This window comes from Costertonia aggregata (genome assembly GCF_013402795.1).
Taxonomy (GTDB): Bacteria; Bacteroidota; Bacteroidia; order Flavobacteriales; family Flavobacteriaceae; genus Costertonia; species Costertonia aggregata.
Map to the genome: position 1 here is coordinate 2,709,227 of NZ_CP058595.1, position 14,829 is coordinate 2,724,055.

Consider the following 14,829-nt stretch of genomic DNA (forward strand, 5'->3'; position numbering starts at 1 on the left):
TTAAAAAAAATTAAAATTGAAAGTAGGGTTTTTTTTAAACAGATTGTTTCACTACCAAACGAATAAATAAATCCAAATCATTATGAAAAAGTTTTTTAATCACTTTATGTACAGCAGCTTACTGATTTTGGCTCTGGTCTTTACCTCATGTCAGGAAGAGTTTGAACAATTACCCGACGGTAACGAAAAAGAAGTAATAAGGGCAAGTTCAACAACGGCCGTTTTAATAGAAAAGACATCCAGTAAAGATGGCTCTTTTGATAATATTGTAGATGGTGCCAGTTGTTTTGCCGTAAATTTTCCTTATACTGTAGAAATAGAAGGTATACAGATTACCATAGATTCTTTGGACGATTTACATACCATAGAAGAAATATTTGACGAGTTTGATGGTGATGACGATATTTTGGAAATCATTTTTCCGATTACCATTACGTTGGCAGATTTTACAGAAATTGTGATCAACGGTAAAGAAGATTTACGAAGATTGGCCGCAGAGTGCGTAGAAGGCGGCGATGACGATGATATTGAATGTGTGGATTTTGTATACCCTATATCATTTTTCACATTCAACACAAGTTTTGAACAAACCGGTACCGTAACCATCAACAGTGATATGGAACTTAGAAAATTCTTTGTAGGAATGGAAGATGATGACTTGATCAGTATTGATTTTCCGGTAACCTTAAAATTATATGATGGTACCGAAGTTGTGGTCAACACCAATGCGGAATTGGCCAATACCATTGAAACTACCAAAGAGGCCTGCGATGAAGATGATGACAACGATTACAATGATGATGACTTCAAAGAAAAACGTTTTGATGAATATTTAAAAGAGTGTCCCTGGTTTGTTAGAATCGCTGAAAGAAACGATATGGACAGGACTCCACAGTACGAAAATTACAAGTTCACGTTTTTGGACGAGGAAAAGGTAGAGGTAAAGGATAGGGAAGGCAATATCCTCAACGGTGAATGGGAATTTGAGATTGATGATAACGGCGCAATATTGTCGATGGAGTTTGAGACCTTGGTCGATTTCAACTTAGAATGGAGGGTATATGAAATCGATGAACGTAGGATCAAATTGTTCAACGGGGAATCCAATAGGATTATCATGAAACAGATTTGCGGTAATGATCAGGTACCGTGCGATGAGGCTTTTATAGCCGATGTACTATCCAATTGTGTGTGGTCAATAGGTGACGGAGATCCAGAAAGTTTTCTTAACAATTTAACCGTTGACTTTTCCGATAGGAATATACACGTACGCAACCCAAACGGGGAAGTCGTAGATGAAGGTAACTGGTCTGTTTCTGGCACAACACTTTCCTTTAACGACCTAAGTATGGAACTTGCCAACTATATTGGGCAATGGGACGTAGTAGAATGTGGTGAGCAAAGGTTCAAATTAAAGCGTGACAATGAAGAGTACTTGATTATCGAAAAAATATGTGAATAGTTTTTTGTAACTTATCTAAATAAGATTTGCCCCAATTTTTTTGAAAAGGGCGGCTTCAATTGAAGCCGCCCTTTTCCTTTTGGATTTCATGCGGTCAAACTTCCCGTTTCACATACTAATTATTAAATTTGCATTTCTGCATAAACAGCAAAGCATATGTTCAATAATTTAAGCGAAAAACTAGATAAGGCATTACATACTCTAAAAGGTCATGGCCAGATTACAGAGATCAATGTAGCGGAAACCACTAAAGAGGTGCGTAGGGCATTATTGGATGCCGATGTGAATTTTAGGATCGCCAAAGAGTTTACCAATACCGTTAAGGAAAAGGCATTGGGCCAAAACGTATTGACCACCTTACAACCGGGCCAGTTAATGGTCAAAATCGTTAAGGATGAACTTACGCAACTTATGGGCGGTGATGCCGAAGGCATCAACCTTTCGGGCAATCCGTCGGTTATTTTAATGTCCGGTCTGCAAGGTTCGGGTAAGACCACCTTTTCCGGTAAGTTGGCCAATTACCTAAAAACCAAGAAGACAAAAAAACCTTTGTTGGTAGCGTGTGACGTGTATCGGCCAGCTGCGATTGACCAATTGCATGTGGTTGGCGAGCAAATAAATGTAGAGGTGTTCTCAGATAGGGGGAATACAGACCCTGTGGCCATAGCCAAAGCGGGTATTGCCCATGCGAAAGACAATGGTTTTAATGTAGTGATTGTGGATACCGCTGGGCGATTGGCCGTAGATGAACAGATGATGGACGAGATCGCCAACATCCATAAAGCCATAGAACCACAGGAAACACTTTTTGTAGTAGATTCCATGACCGGTCAAGACGCTGTAAATACGGCAAAGGCCTTTAACGACATATTGAATTTTGACGGGGTCATCCTCACCAAGTTGGATGGTGACACGCGTGGTGGTGCGGCAATATCCATCAAGTCGGTCGTAAACAAGCCCATAAAGTTTATAGGCACGGGAGAGAAGATGGAGGCGATCGATGTTTTTCACCCCTCTCGTATGGCCGATCGTATTCTGGGTATGGGGGATGTTATCTCATTGGTCGAACGTGCCCAAGAGCAGTTTGATGAGCAAGAAGCCCGTAAGATCCAGAAGAAAATCGCCAAGAACAAGTTTGGTTTTGACGATTTTTTGACCCAAATCCAACAGATAAAGAAAATGGGCAGTATGAAAGACCTTATGGGTATGATTCCCGGTGCGGGAAAAGCGCTTAAAGGTATGGATATTGATGACGACGCCTTCAAGCATGTAGAGGCCATTATCCACTCAATGACACCAGATGAACGGTCCACCCCCTCCAAATTGAACGCAAGCAGAAAAAAACGTATCGCCAAGGGTAGTGGCAGAACCATTCAAGAAGTAAACCAGCTATTAAAGCAATTCGACCAAATGAGCAAAATGATGAAAATGATGCAAGGTGGCGGAGGTAAAAAGATGATGCAGATAATGGGCGGTATGAAAGGCATGCGATAAATACAAAAACCAAAAACAATAGCTATGGAATTGCTGGATGGAAAAAAAGTATCCAATCAAATAAAGGATGAGATTGCCGCTGAGGTAACCAAAATGAAGGAAAAAGGTGAAAAAGTACCCCATTTGGCCGCAATAATCGTAGGCAATGACGGCGCAAGTTTAACCTACGTAGGTAGTAAGGTCAGGTCTTGCGAACGCATAGGGTTTGAATCCACATTGATCAAAATGCCCAGTACAACTTCTGAACAGGAGCTTTTAAAAAAAATACACGAGCTGAACGAGGATGATGATATTGATGGTTTTATCGTACAACTGCCCTTACCGGAACAGATTGATACGCAAGAGGTTTTGATGGCCATTCATCCGGATAAGGATGTTGATGGTTTTCACCCGACCAATTTCGGAAAAATGGCATTGGATATGAGTACATTTATTCCGGCTACACCTTTTGGAATCTTGGAACTTCTGGAACGGTACAATGTAGATACCAAAGGCAAGCACACCGTGGTTATCGGTAGGAGCCATATCGTTGGTCGCCCCATGAGCATTTTGATGGGTAGAAAAGGCTGGCCGGGCAATTCAACAGTAACCTTGACCCATAGCCACACCAAGAACATAACGCAAATTATTTCCCAAGCAGATATCGTTATCTCTGCCTTGGGCGTACCCAATTTTTTAAAAGCAGAAATGGTCAAGGACGATGCCGTCGTTATTGATGTTGGCATTACTAGGGTGCCAGACGAAACTAGGGAGCGGGGTTATTACATAACCGGGGACGTAGATTTCGAAAACGTGAGTAAAAAGGCTTCTTTCATTACTCCCGTGCCAGGAGGAGTAGGTCCCATGACTATTGCCATGTTGCTAAAAAATACCTTATTGGCGAGAGAACGTCATAGAAGCAGAAGATAAAAGTCCCTTAGGGACTTTTTTGGTTTTCACAGATATTTTGTAACAAAAGCCACATCATGTAGTCTAACGATAAATTAAATTCAAATATCATATGAAATCAAAATCAGCTATTTTGAAACTTTGGGGCTTGGCAACATTTATTGTTGTATTGTCTTGTAAGACAGAGGTAAAGGAAACCCCTGAAAAAGAACTTACCTCAGGTATCTTAAAAGAATATATGGATACCTCGGTAAAACCAGGAAACGACTTTACGGCCTATGTAAATGGAACGTGGATGAAAAACACCGAAATTCCTGCTGATAAGTCATCCTACGGCGTAGGATACATTGTTCACGAAGAATCTGAAGAGAACGTGAAAAAAATCATCGAAGAATCGGCTTCCGGTGATTTTGCCAAAGGTTCGGACGAACAAAAAGTAGGTGACCTCTTCCAATCCTATATGGATATGGAAAAAAGAAATGAATTGGGCGTAGCCCCCTTACAACCTGAATTCGATAAAATTGATGCTATTGGCAATTATGATGAATTGGCTACCTATTTTGCATATGCAAACAAATATGGTATCAATGTCCCGATAGGACTCTTTATTTATCAAGATTTTAAGGATCCCACCATCTACACGGTTTATATGTGGCAAGCAGGTTTGGGTCTGCCTGACCGTGAGTATTATCTAAAAGATGATGAACGGTCCAAAGAAATACAATCTAAATATGTAGCGCACATAGAAAAGATGTTTGAATTAGCGGGACTGTCCAATGGACCTGATGCCGCCAAGACCATTATGGACCTGGAAACTAAACTGGCCTCAAAACATCTTGAAAAAGAAAAAACAAGGGATTTGGTAGAGTTGTACAATATGTTCCCCGTTGACACGCTGCCCAGTATCATGCCTAAATTTAACTGGGATAATTATATGGGGGAGGCTGGTTTGGCAGATCAGGCCAAACTTGGAGTTTTAATGTTGGATTATACCAAAGCGTTGGACAACATCATTACATCTACAGATTTGAATACTTGGAAAACCTATTTAAAATGGTGCGTTTTGGACGCCAATGCTTCTCGTTTAAACGCGGCTCTTGACAATCAAAACTGGGAATTTTATAGCAAGGAATTAAGAGGAACAAAAGAGCAAAGACCCATGTGGCGAAGAGGGGTTTCCACGGTAAATGGCACTTTGGGAGAAGTAGTTGGCAAGGTGTATGTCAAAAAACACTTTCCGCCAGAAGCAAAAAAGCATATGGAAACCTTAGTGGATAACCTGTTGAAAGCTTATGAAGTGAGCATAAAGGAATTGGATTGGATGAGTGAGACAACCAAAAAGGAAGCCCTTGATAAGTTACATAAGTTCACGCCCAAAATTGGGTATCCCGATAAGTGGAAATCCTACGATTTGGAGATAAAAGCCGATGACTTGTACGGAAATCTCAGAAGATCCAGTTTGATGGAATACAACAGGGAATTGGCCAAATTAGGTCAACCCATTGATAAGGAGGAGTGGGGAATGACACCGCAAACCGTTAATGCGTACTATAACCCTACCATGAACGAAATCGTTTTTCCCGCAGCGATTTTACAGCCTCCTTTCTTTGATTTAAGTGCAGAGGACGCAGTTAATTATGGCGCTATAGGTGCTGTGATAGGGCATGAGATAGGACATGGTTTTGATGATACCGGAAGTACTTTTGATGGTGACGGCGCTATGCGAAATTGGTGGACGTACAACGATAAAGAGGAGTTCAAAAAAAGAACGGGTGCCCTCGTAGAGCAATATAACAGTTTTGAGGTATTACCTGGTTTGAACGTAAACGGGGAATTTACACTTGGGGAGAATATAGGTGATCTCGGAGGGCTGAGCATTGCGCTTAAAGCCTATAAGATGTCCTTGGAAGGCAAAAAGGCACCGGAAATGGACGGATTTACAGGTGAGCAACGTGTATTTATTGGTTACGCACAGGCTTGGAGAAATAAGATTCGTGATGAAGCCTTGCGAGTACAGATTAGTACAGACCCCCATTCTCCCGCACACTTAAGGGTAAATGGTATTGTTAGGAATGTACCGGAATTCTATACCGCATTTGACATAAAGGAAACAGATTCTTTATATCTGGCACCGGAAAAGCGTGTCAAAATTTGGTAATTGTACCGTGCGATTTTTAGAAACGAAAAACCCTCCAGCATGGAGGGTTTTTTATAGTGAAAGTTTTTTTTGTGCGACACTCGATTGTGTTGTATCGTTCGGTATTATGATGTCAATATCATTGCTGTCGTCATAGTCGCAACTCGCTATGGCAATTAAAAAACCCAACAATACGGCAAGAACAAATATCTTTTTCATACGATACTACATTTGACGTTACAATTCTACTTCTTTATACTAACGTGGGATTCGGGTATTTCTTATTTGCGTTTCAGGTTAAAATACTTACCTTTTATCAAAACAACCGATTATGGTAAAATATCTATCTTTTTTCCTATGCTTTGTTTCTCTATGTTCCGGGTGCAATTCTTCGTTTGACAATACATCCGATTTAACCATAAAAGTATCTTTTTCAGATACAGTCGGTAAAAATGCATTGGACGGGCGATTATTGTTATTGCTCTCTGATGATTTTGGGGACGAACCTAGATTTCAAATCAACGACGGTTTGAACACGCAACTAGTTTTTGGCATGAATGTGGATAACCTAAAACCTGGTGAATCCAAGACGTTCAATTCTGAAATTTTTGGTTATCCTTACCCAAAGTTGTCCGAAATCCCACCAGGGGAATATAACGTTCAAGCACTGTTACATGTATATGAGACGTTTAACCTATCTACCGGGCAGACCGTTAAATTGCCAATGGATAATGGCGAAGGTCAAAAATGGAACAGATCACCGGGTAATCTCTATAGTGAACCTTTCAAAATAACAATATCCGAAAATGGTTCCCTAAATATTAATGTGACCATGGATAAAATCATTCCCCCGATAAAAGAGCCAGCGGATACCGAGTGGATTAAACATATTAAGGTAAAGTCAGAAAAATTATCTAAATTTTGGGGTAAGGATATATATCTAGGAGCTCATGTACTCCTTCCCAAAGGATTTGACGAACATCCCGAAGCCAAATATCCATTGATGATTTTTCACGGACATTTTCCTAGCGATTTCGGTGGGTTTAGAACCACATCACCCGACCCGAACATGAAACCTGAATATTCTGAGCGGTTTGGAGTGGAAGGTTACAATATTGTTCAGGAACAAGAGGCTTATGATTTTTATAAACGTTGGAACGAGCCCGATTTTCCTAGAATGTTGATTGTTGAAATTCAGCATCCGACACCATATTATGATGATTCGTATGCGGTAAATTCGGCGAGCCAAGGCCCATATGGTGATGCAATTACCTATGAGCTCATTCCCGAAATCGAAAAACAGTTCAGGGGCTTGGGAGAAGGCTGGTCACGTTTTTTATATGGTGGTTCAACAGGGGGTTGGGAAGCATTGGCAGTGCAGGTAAAATATCCTGATGAATATAATGGTTGTTTTGCGGCTTGTCCAGACCCCATAGATTTTAGGGCCTATTGCCTTACCAATATTTATGAGGATAAAAATGCCTATTACTACGATAGCGACCACAAAACCTTGGAAGTTCCCAGCCATAGGAATTACTTGGGCCAAATACAGTCTACTTTACGACAGGGTAATCATTTGGAACTGGTTCTGGGCGATAAATCAAGATCAGGTCAGCAGTGGGATATTTGGGAAGCTACTTACTCGCCTCAAGGCGAAGATGGCTATCCGGTAAGGATTTGGGATAAAAAAACGGGTGAGATTGACCATAACGTAGCCGAATACTGGAAAGAAAATTATGATTTGAGGTATATTTTGGAACGTGATTGGGATAAATTAGGTGATAACCTTGAAGGAAAAATCCATATTTACTGCGGTGATATGGATAACTACTACTTGAATAATGCGGTGTATTTGATGGAAGACTTTTTGGAAAGTACTACGGACCCATACTACGAGGGCGAAGTATTGTATGGTGATAGAGCGGAACATTGCTGGAACGGAGACCCTGAATTGCCCAATCACATTACCAGAATGCGCTACAATACCATGTATGTTCCTAAAATTATGAAACGTATTGCAGAAAGTGCGCCCAAAGGAGCTGATTTGACCAGTTGGCTGTATGAGTAGCTGTAATTATGGCTAAATGAAAAAAGTAATTGGTCCTCATTTAGGATTTGGGTAAACAAAAGGGTTCAATTTTGAGTGTAGTTGTATGTGCGGCTGGTATATCCTAAAAATAGGATGTTTTTTTCGGATCAAGATTATGTACTTCGATTATTCTTAGAGCATAATGATTAGCCAATCTATCAGATACGCTGCTATTCATGTCTTCAAAAGTGTCGAAATGGGACATAATTTTAAATCTTAAAAAATTATAATTAGATTCAATGTACCAATTGGGTGTTCCGATAGCCGAAAACTTAAAAACCATTACATAAACAGAAATGAAAAAAATAGGATTTCTTTTAATTTGTTTGATTGCATTTACCTCATGCAAGACCGAAAACAAAAGGACAGAAAGCTTGGTTGATGAAACTATTCAAGAAAATAGAGCTTCCGATGAATGGACATATCTTTTTGACGGTACAAGTACCAAAGGCTGGCGCGGGTATAACGCAAAAGTGCTGCCTCCGGGATGGATTATTGAAGATAGTACTTTGACCTTTAAAACAGATTTGGGCCTTGAACAGGATTATAAAGGTGGTAAGGACATTATCTATGCCGCTGAAGAGTTCGACAATTTTGAATTCTATTTGGAATGGAAAATACCCGAAGGCGGTAATAGTGGTATTTTTTATCACGTAAAAGAAGGGTATGACAGTCCGCCCGTGGTCGCACCCGAATATCAGCTTATCGATGATTTGGGCTATGCAAAAATACATGACCTTACAGCTTATAACTTAAGTTTAGGATATACCGAAAAGCCAAATGAGCTAAAACCTTTACAGCAAACAGGCTCTGATTATGCCATGCATGCCGCCAATGCTTCACAAAAAGTGCTTCACCCTGCCGGAGAGTGGAACTCCTCAAAAATTATATTTACCCCGAAAAAAGTAGAGCATTGGTTAAACGGGAAGAAAATATTGTCTTTTATACCTTGGGATGAAGCTTGGTACGAAAAGAAAAATTCCGATAAATGGCAGAACAGTCCAGATTACGGGAAATACAAAACGGGCTTTATAGGGTTGCAAGATCATGCAAGCCCCATTTGGTTCAAGAACATAAAAATCAGGAAACTATAATATAAATACGTAATGAATAAACGGGAATTTATAAAAAATGCAGCAGCTATGTCATCCCTTGCCCTTTTACCTTCAAGCATTTGGGCCATTTCAAAAAGTAAAAAGCGGCTGCGTGTTGCACATATCGGGGTAGGTAATATGGGTGCCGAAGACTTAAAGGCAATTTCGTCGCACAATCTCGTAGATGTGGTCGCCCTTTGCGATGTGGATGCCGATAATTTGGCAGCGGCTCATAAAGAGCATCCCAAAGCAAAAACTTTTAAAGATTACAGGGTGCTTCTAAAAGAAATGGATAAGAGTATTGATGCCATAGTAGTTTCCACACCGGATCATACCCACGCTCCTGCATCGATGATGGCAATGCAGATGAATAAAGCCGTATACTGTCAAAAACCTTTGACCCACCACGTATCGGAAGCTAGAGCCATGAGTAAATTGGCAAAAGAAAAAGGATTGATAACCCAAATGGGTATTCAAGTGCATTCGTTTTATGACTATAAACTAGCTACTTTATTGATTCAATCGGGTATTATAGGTAAAGTGAAGGCCGTTCATGCCTGGTCCCCAAAAAATTGGGGCTACGATGGCCCAATACCTGAAGGTAGTGATACCGTACCGAGTAACTTGGACTGGAACCTTTGGTTGGGAACATCTACGGACAAACCTTATAAGAAAGGGTTCTACCACCCTGGTAACTGGAGAAAATTGGTAGACTACGGTTGTGGAACCTTGGGGGATATGGGGGTTCATATTTTTGATACGCCTTACAATGCTTTGGCCTTGGATGTTCCCAAGACCATAGTTAATAATTGTAGAACACCGAATGGCTTCGGATTTCCGGAAAGCAATGTGGTCACCTATGAATTTCCGGGAACCGAATACACGACCGAAGAATTTAAATGGACTTGGTACGACGGTCCTGGAGCACCCAAGGTAGATCATGAAGATTTACGGTTGCCGGACGCCGAAAGTATGTACAGGGAAAAAGAACAGAATACGGCTGAGGCATCTATAGAAGATAAAATGTCTTTAAAAACAAAAGCGACCGCCAAAGGAAAACTCCCTGAACAAGGTGCCATGTTCGTTGGTGAGGAAGGGCGCTTGTTATTGCCCCATTTTATGGAGCTTCCCAAAAAAATAGTTGATGGGAAATATGTAGATATTTCCAATGAAATTTCAAATATTGAAAAAGAGCATCGTATGGGTAAACCCATACGTGACTACGAATCTGAAGGGCCAAAGCATTACCATCAATTTGTGGATGCTTGTTTGGGCAAAGCACAGTGTAGCGCACCTTTTTCCTATGCGTCCCGTTTGACCGAAACCATTCTTTTAGGCGTCATTGCCGGGCGTTTTCCAAATCAAACCTTACATTGGGACAGTAAAAATGCAAAATTCGCCGAGGAAGAAGCCAATCAATATTTAGATGCTCCTTATCGTAATTTTTAAGGGGTATTATTCAATATTTTAGCATTATGAACATCAAGAAAATAATTATACAAGCTATGGTGGGTGCTATCCTTTTTACCATTATTTCGGTAATTCTTGAGAAAGAATACACCCAAGACGTGATTTTGTCAAAAGCTGGAAATGGATTGATGTTCGGTGTTCTCTATGGCATATTCATATGGGCGCGGCAAAAATTCAGTAGTAAGGAATAGTACATGCCTATTTTAAGAAAAGCGCTTATTTTGCGAATAATTGCTTGATGTCCTTAAAAGCCTTGAACTCTAGAGCGTTACCTGCCGGATCTAGAAAAAACATAGTAGCCTGCTCGCCCACTTCACCTTCAAAACGAATGTACGGCTCAATGACAAATTGTATATTTTTTGATTTTAACTCGTTGGCAAAGGATTGAAACGTGTCCCAAGGCAAAACAACACCATAATGGGGTACGGGAACATTCTGGCCGTCTACCGGGTTGTGATGTAAACTATCTGTTTCTGATTTAGGTTTGTAGTGAATGACCAATTGATGCCCGAAAAGATTAAAATCTACCCAATGGTCACTACTCCTACCTTCTTCACAATTCAATATTTCCCTATAAAAAGTGCGGCATTCGCTTAAATTGTGAACGGGTATCGCAATATGGAAGGGACTTACGTTTTGCATAATAGTATGTTTGTTTAAAAATACTTTTTTCTCAGGACTTTAGAAAACGTATTATTTTGTCGTTAACGTCGTCTTGATGCATTGAATGTCCTAAACCTTTGGTAGTCACGAGCTGACTCCCTTTCCAATTTTTGTGAACCGCGACTGAATTATGATAAGGTGTAATAGGATCCGATGAATCATGAAAAAGAATTCCCTTTTTGGTATTTTTTAGTGCAAAACTAGCTGTTGAAAATTCCTTGAACGTAAAACCAAACCTGTTTTTGATATAGGCTTCCAGACCGTTCAAGACACGTTTGTTCAAACCTAAAAGGTTTTCGTAATGTGTCATAAGTTCATGAAATTCCGAAGGAGCCCCGATAGTGACCAGCTTATCCACTTTTGATTGGGGATGCAAATATTGATTGTACATTATGGTCATACCACCTACCGAGTGGCCTATAAGATATTTTGGCTCGTAGATTTCGATCATTGATTGAAGTGCCTTTTCATATAAGGGAACGTATAGATATTTCCCCGAGGAGTAACCGTGCCCGGGCGCATCGAAAGCAATGATATTAAAATCGGCCTCCTTCAGTTTTTTTATAAGATTTCGCCATCTAAATACATTGCTTTCCCAACCGTGAACCAATAAAACGGTCTCTTTGGAACCCTGCCAACGGTAGGATTGTATTTTATGATTTTCAATCGTATGCACTTTGTCTTTGGCGGTATCCAAAAACTCTTTTTGTACCGGTAATACTTTTCCTTTTCGTATGGTACAAAAAACATGAAAGGCCTTGTTGGCAGCCATATCTTTCGAAAAAAGGGAAAGCATATTAAGGTAAGTACCGTACAGTTTGGGCAAAAGGCGATTGATCAATCTTTTCATGCGTGGTAAAATTTGGTTACTTTAAGTAACTTAGTTTTTATTTTAAACTAAAAATACATTATCTTTTTCTTTCTTAAAAGAGGTGTCGAAAATAACATCAAGTACCCATATGGAAACTGTTACTGAAAATCAAAAAGTTAAGGTCGCAAAAAAAATAAAAAAAATGTTCGGGCATATTGATGTTCGTAATGCCGAATACTGTCCCATACGTGATGTAATGGCTTTGGCTTCGGATAAATGGAGCATACTCATTATCCTTTATTTGGGATACTATCCTGTGCTGAGGTTCAATAAACTCAAAAAATACGTATATGGTATATCGGGCAAGGTTTTGAGCGAACGCTTAAAAATGTTGGAAGCGGACGGATATATTTCACGCACCATGTACCCAGAAGTACCTGTACGGGTAGAATATGGTTTGACCGGCTTTGGTCATTCGTATCTACTAAAACTATTGGATTTAACTGAGTGGATAACGGCTTATAGCGATACTGTGATAAAAAACAGGAAAAAATTCAAAAAGCCATAAAACACATTATTCAAAGTTAATCGAGGACAGTAGCTTTGGGTTATATTTTTATAAATGGTCAACTATGAATTCAATCCCAACCTACCATCATATATTTTATTTTGGCCGCATCCGGTATTTGAACCGCTTCAATATTCGTACTGGACGAATATCGTAGGCTTGAGGGTAATTCACTTTTATCTATCGTAAAATAAACATCACTATCATTCAAAAGAATAACCACATTGTTCATAGATGTGATTACCTTTTTTATTTGATAGTTATCCTCGATGTCTTTAAAAGTGCTGTTGAGGTGTATCCCTTTTTCGGTTTTAAAACGTGGGTCGTGTATACGAATATTATCTATGGTAGGTATACTATCCTTGCTTGGCGTTAAAGTCAATAATTGTTTGCCCCCTTTTTCATATACTAGAACTTTTCTTCCCAAATCGCCTAAACGTATCTTTGATGTATCGCGTACTATGGAGTCATCAGCATAAATAATATCCAAATCGCGATGTAAACTGCTCTTGTCGAGCTTGCCCACACTTTCTTTTGTAATCAAAAAAGTAGTATCCTTCTCTTGTTTGCAACCAAATGCCAAAAGAGTCACGATAAGAATAGCTGTATATTTCTTCATAAGTGGTTTTTTATGGTTTGTAGCATTATCTGAGAACTTTTTTTAATACACCTAGCACACCACGAATAAAGGTGGCACTGGTCAGTACTTTTATAACGGGATTTTGTCTTGTACTGGTTCTTCTTCGGCTCGTGGTTCTAGGTTTGGATTTTTCTTTTTCTGCCAGGGCCTCTGCTTTTTCAATTTTTTCGTTCAATATTTCATAGGCACTTTCACGATCTATGACATCATTGTATTTTTTGACCAAATGGGATTTTTTTATGACCGATTTTAGTTCCGTGTCGGTAAGAACATCCATACGGCTCATTGGTGCCCTCAAAAGAGTGGCCGCCAATGGTGTGGGCCGCCCTTTTTCGTCCAAAGCGGATATTAAGGCCTCACCAATTCCCAAGGCGGTGAGTACTTCTTTAGTATCGTAATATTCGGATATGGGGTAATTTTCCGCAGTGAGCTTTATCGCTTTCCTGTCTCGTGCCGTGAAAGCCCTTAGGGCATGCTGTACTTTTAGGCCCAATTGCGCCAATACCTCGTTGGGGACATCGGTCGGGTTTTGGGTCACAAAATAAAGCCCGATACCTTTGGAGCGTATCAATTTTACGATGCCTTCTATTTGATCTAACAATGCTTTTGATGCTTCCTTAAAAATCAAATGCGCTTCATCTATAAATAGGATAAGTTCTGGCCTATCGCTATCGCCCTGCTCGGGAAACGTACTGTAAATCTCTGCCAACAAACTCAACATGAACGTGGAAAAGAGTTTGGGCCTATCCTGTATATCGGTTAAACGAATAATGTTTATATATCCCTTTCCGTTTTCATCAATTCGAGTGAGATCGTCGACATCAAAAGATTTTTCGCCAAAGAACAAGTCCGCTCCTTGCTGCTCCATTTCAATTATTTTTCTCAAAATCGTTCCGGTAGAACTGGTAGAGATTCTTCCATAGTCTTTGGTGAATTCAGCTTTTCCCGCTCCCGTGGCATATTGCAATACCTTTTTGAAATCCTTTAAATCCAATAGGGGAAGCTTATGGTCATCACAATATTTGAAAACTACGGCTACTATACCTTCCTGTGTCTCGGTTAAGTCTAAAATTCGGGATAAGAGTGTGGGACCAAATTCCGACACCGTGGCTCTTAACTTTACACCATCTTGTTCGGAAAGGGACAAAATCTCAACAGGAAAACCTTTGGCTTCGAACGGGAGCCCGATCTTGGCATGGCGCTCATCGATTTTTGGATGCCCAGGACTGGGTTGGGCAATGCCGCTCAAATCACCTTTTAAATCCATCAGCAACACAGGGACCCCTTTTTCCGATAGGTTTTCTGCCAATACTTGAAGAGTCTTGGTTTTTCCAGTACCCGTTGCCCCGGCAATAAGCCCATGCCTATTTAAGGTTTTCAATGGAATTTTAACATGGGCGTTGGTGACGGCCTCACCATCTAGCATGGCAGCGCCCATGGTTATAAAATCTCCTTTTGTGGTATAGCCTTTTTCAATATGGGCAAAAAACTGGTCTTGGGTACTCATGCTGGT

14 protein-coding genes are annotated in these 14,829 nt (G+C 40.2%); 9 read left to right on the forward strand and 5 right to left on the reverse strand.

Features of this window, described 5'->3' with window-relative positions; genetic code table 11:
- Nucleotides 1-82 precede the first annotated feature (82 nt).
- The 4 genes from HYG79_RS12465 (at nt 83) to HYG79_RS12480 (ending at nt 6,002) form a co-directional block, all read left to right on the forward strand.
- Nucleotides 83-1,462, forward strand: coding sequence for a hypothetical protein (locus HYG79_RS12465; protein WP_179242407.1), 1,380 nt, complete (start codon nt 83-85; stop codon nt 1,460-1,462).
- Nucleotides 1,463-1,618: 156 nt separating this feature from the next.
- Entirely contained in the window at nt 1,619-2,956 is a 1,338-nt protein-coding gene (ffh, locus tag HYG79_RS12470) for a signal recognition particle protein (protein ID WP_179242408.1), read from the forward strand.
- Between the two features lie 24 nt (nt 2,957-2,980).
- Entirely contained in the window at nt 2,981-3,865 is an 885-nt protein-coding gene (locus HYG79_RS12475) for a bifunctional 5,10-methylenetetrahydrofolate dehydrogenase/5,10-methenyltetrahydrofolate cyclohydrolase (RefSeq protein WP_179242409.1), read from the forward strand.
- A 91-nt stretch (nt 3,866-3,956) separates the two neighbouring features.
- The gene (locus HYG79_RS12480; protein ID WP_179242410.1) at nt 3,957-6,002 is read left to right on the forward strand and encodes a M13 family metallopeptidase; all 2,046 of its coding nucleotides are present in this window, start codon (nt 3,957-3,959) and stop codon (nt 6,000-6,002) included.
- 51 nt (nt 6,003-6,053) lie between these two features.
- Here HYG79_RS12480 and HYG79_RS12485 read toward each other — a convergent pair whose 3' ends face one another.
- The gene (locus HYG79_RS12485) at nt 6,054-6,200 is read right to left on the reverse strand and encodes a hypothetical protein (RefSeq protein ID WP_179242411.1); all 147 of its coding nucleotides are present in this window, start codon (nt 6,198-6,200) and stop codon (nt 6,054-6,056) included.
- Between the two features lie 112 nt (nt 6,201-6,312).
- On the opposite strand from HYG79_RS12485, the gene HYG79_RS12490 reads away from it, so the two are divergent.
- The 4 genes from HYG79_RS12490 to HYG79_RS12505 all read left to right on the forward strand — a co-directional run bounded on the left by HYG79_RS12490 (nt 6,313) and on the right by HYG79_RS12505 (nt 10,825).
- On the forward strand, nt 6,313-8,049 hold the full coding sequence (locus HYG79_RS12490; protein WP_179242412.1) for an alpha/beta hydrolase-fold protein: 1,737 nt from the start codon (nt 6,313-6,315) through the stop codon (nt 8,047-8,049).
- A 317-nt stretch (nt 8,050-8,366) separates the two neighbouring features.
- Nucleotides 8,367-9,164 carry a 3-keto-disaccharide hydrolase gene (locus HYG79_RS12495; RefSeq protein ID WP_179242413.1) on the forward strand — a complete coding sequence of 266 codons (798 nt, stop codon included), beginning with the start codon at nt 8,367-8,369 and terminating at the stop codon, nt 9,162-9,164.
- Between the two features lie 12 nt (nt 9,165-9,176).
- A complete protein-coding gene (locus HYG79_RS12500) occupies nt 9,177-10,613 on the forward strand; it encodes a Gfo/Idh/MocA family protein (protein WP_179242414.1) in 1,437 nt (478 codons plus the stop codon).
- 26 nt (nt 10,614-10,639) lie between these two features.
- Nucleotides 10,640-10,825, forward strand: coding sequence for a hypothetical protein (locus tag HYG79_RS12505; protein ID WP_179242415.1), 186 nt, complete (start codon nt 10,640-10,642; stop codon nt 10,823-10,825).
- A 25-nt stretch (nt 10,826-10,850) separates the two neighbouring features.
- Here the strand turns inward: HYG79_RS12505 and HYG79_RS12510 are convergent, their stop codons facing one another.
- Together HYG79_RS12510 and HYG79_RS12515 are read right to left on the reverse strand one after the other, a co-directional pair.
- Nucleotides 10,851-11,276: a VOC family protein gene (locus HYG79_RS12510; RefSeq protein WP_179242416.1), complete on the reverse strand. Its 426-nt coding sequence runs from the start codon at nt 11,274-11,276 to the stop codon at nt 10,851-10,853.
- Between the two features lie 31 nt (nt 11,277-11,307).
- Nucleotides 11,308-12,147, reverse strand: coding sequence for an alpha/beta fold hydrolase (locus HYG79_RS12515; protein WP_179242417.1), 840 nt, complete (start codon nt 12,145-12,147; stop codon nt 11,308-11,310).
- 109 nt (nt 12,148-12,256) lie between these two features.
- Between HYG79_RS12515 and HYG79_RS12520 the strand changes: the two genes are divergently transcribed.
- Complete coding sequence (locus HYG79_RS12520) at nt 12,257-12,676, forward strand: winged helix-turn-helix transcriptional regulator (RefSeq protein ID WP_179242418.1); 420 nt, start codon at nt 12,257-12,259, stop codon at nt 12,674-12,676.
- 70 nt (nt 12,677-12,746) lie between these two features.
- On the opposite strand, the gene HYG79_RS12525 is transcribed toward HYG79_RS12520, so the two are convergent.
- The gene (locus HYG79_RS12525) at nt 12,747-13,295 is read right to left on the reverse strand and encodes a hypothetical protein (RefSeq protein ID WP_179242419.1); all 549 of its coding nucleotides are present in this window, start codon (nt 13,293-13,295) and stop codon (nt 12,747-12,749) included.
- Between the two features lie 25 nt (nt 13,296-13,320).
- Nucleotides 13,321-14,823 carry a helicase HerA-like domain-containing protein gene (locus HYG79_RS12530; RefSeq protein WP_179242420.1) on the reverse strand — a complete coding sequence of 501 codons (1,503 nt, stop codon included), beginning with the start codon at nt 14,821-14,823 and terminating at the stop codon, nt 13,321-13,323.
- Nucleotides 14,824-14,829 lie beyond the last annotated feature (6 nt).

Excerpts from the sequence above, each read along its gene's own strand:
- HYG79_RS12465 (WP_179242407.1), top strand. The coding sequence starts at position 83 with ATGAAAAAGTTTTTTAATCACTTTATGTACAGCAGCTTACTGATTTTG.
- ffh (WP_179242408.1), top strand. The coding sequence starts at position 1,619 with ATGTTCAATAATTTAAGCGAAAAACTAGATAAGGCATTACATACTCTA.
- HYG79_RS12475 (WP_179242409.1), top strand. The coding sequence starts at position 2,981 with ATGGAATTGCTGGATGGAAAAAAAGTATCCAATCAAATAAAGGATGAG.
- HYG79_RS12480 (WP_179242410.1), top strand. The coding sequence starts at position 3,957 with ATGAAATCAAAATCAGCTATTTTGAAACTTTGGGGCTTGGCAACATTT.
- HYG79_RS12485 (WP_179242411.1), bottom strand. The coding sequence starts at position 6,200 with ATGAAAAAGATATTTGTTCTTGCCGTATTGTTGGGTTTTTTAATTGCC.
- HYG79_RS12490 (WP_179242412.1), top strand. The coding sequence starts at position 6,313 with ATGGTAAAATATCTATCTTTTTTCCTATGCTTTGTTTCTCTATGTTCC.
- HYG79_RS12495 (WP_179242413.1), top strand. The coding sequence starts at position 8,367 with ATGAAAAAAATAGGATTTCTTTTAATTTGTTTGATTGCATTTACCTCA.
- HYG79_RS12500 (WP_179242414.1), top strand. The coding sequence starts at position 9,177 with ATGAATAAACGGGAATTTATAAAAAATGCAGCAGCTATGTCATCCCTT.
- HYG79_RS12505 (WP_179242415.1), top strand. The coding sequence starts at position 10,640 with ATGAACATCAAGAAAATAATTATACAAGCTATGGTGGGTGCTATCCTT.
- HYG79_RS12510 (WP_179242416.1), bottom strand. The coding sequence starts at position 11,276 with ATGCAAAACGTAAGTCCCTTCCATATTGCGATACCCGTTCACAATTTA.
- HYG79_RS12515 (WP_179242417.1), bottom strand. The coding sequence starts at position 12,147 with ATGAAAAGATTGATCAATCGCCTTTTGCCCAAACTGTACGGTACTTAC.
- HYG79_RS12520 (WP_179242418.1), top strand. The coding sequence starts at position 12,257 with ATGGAAACTGTTACTGAAAATCAAAAAGTTAAGGTCGCAAAAAAAATA.
- HYG79_RS12525 (WP_179242419.1), bottom strand. The coding sequence starts at position 13,295 with ATGAAGAAATATACAGCTATTCTTATCGTGACTCTTTTGGCATTTGGT.
- HYG79_RS12530 (WP_179242420.1), bottom strand. The coding sequence starts at position 14,823 with ATGAGTACCCAAGACCAGTTTTTTGCCCATATTGAAAAAGGCTATACC.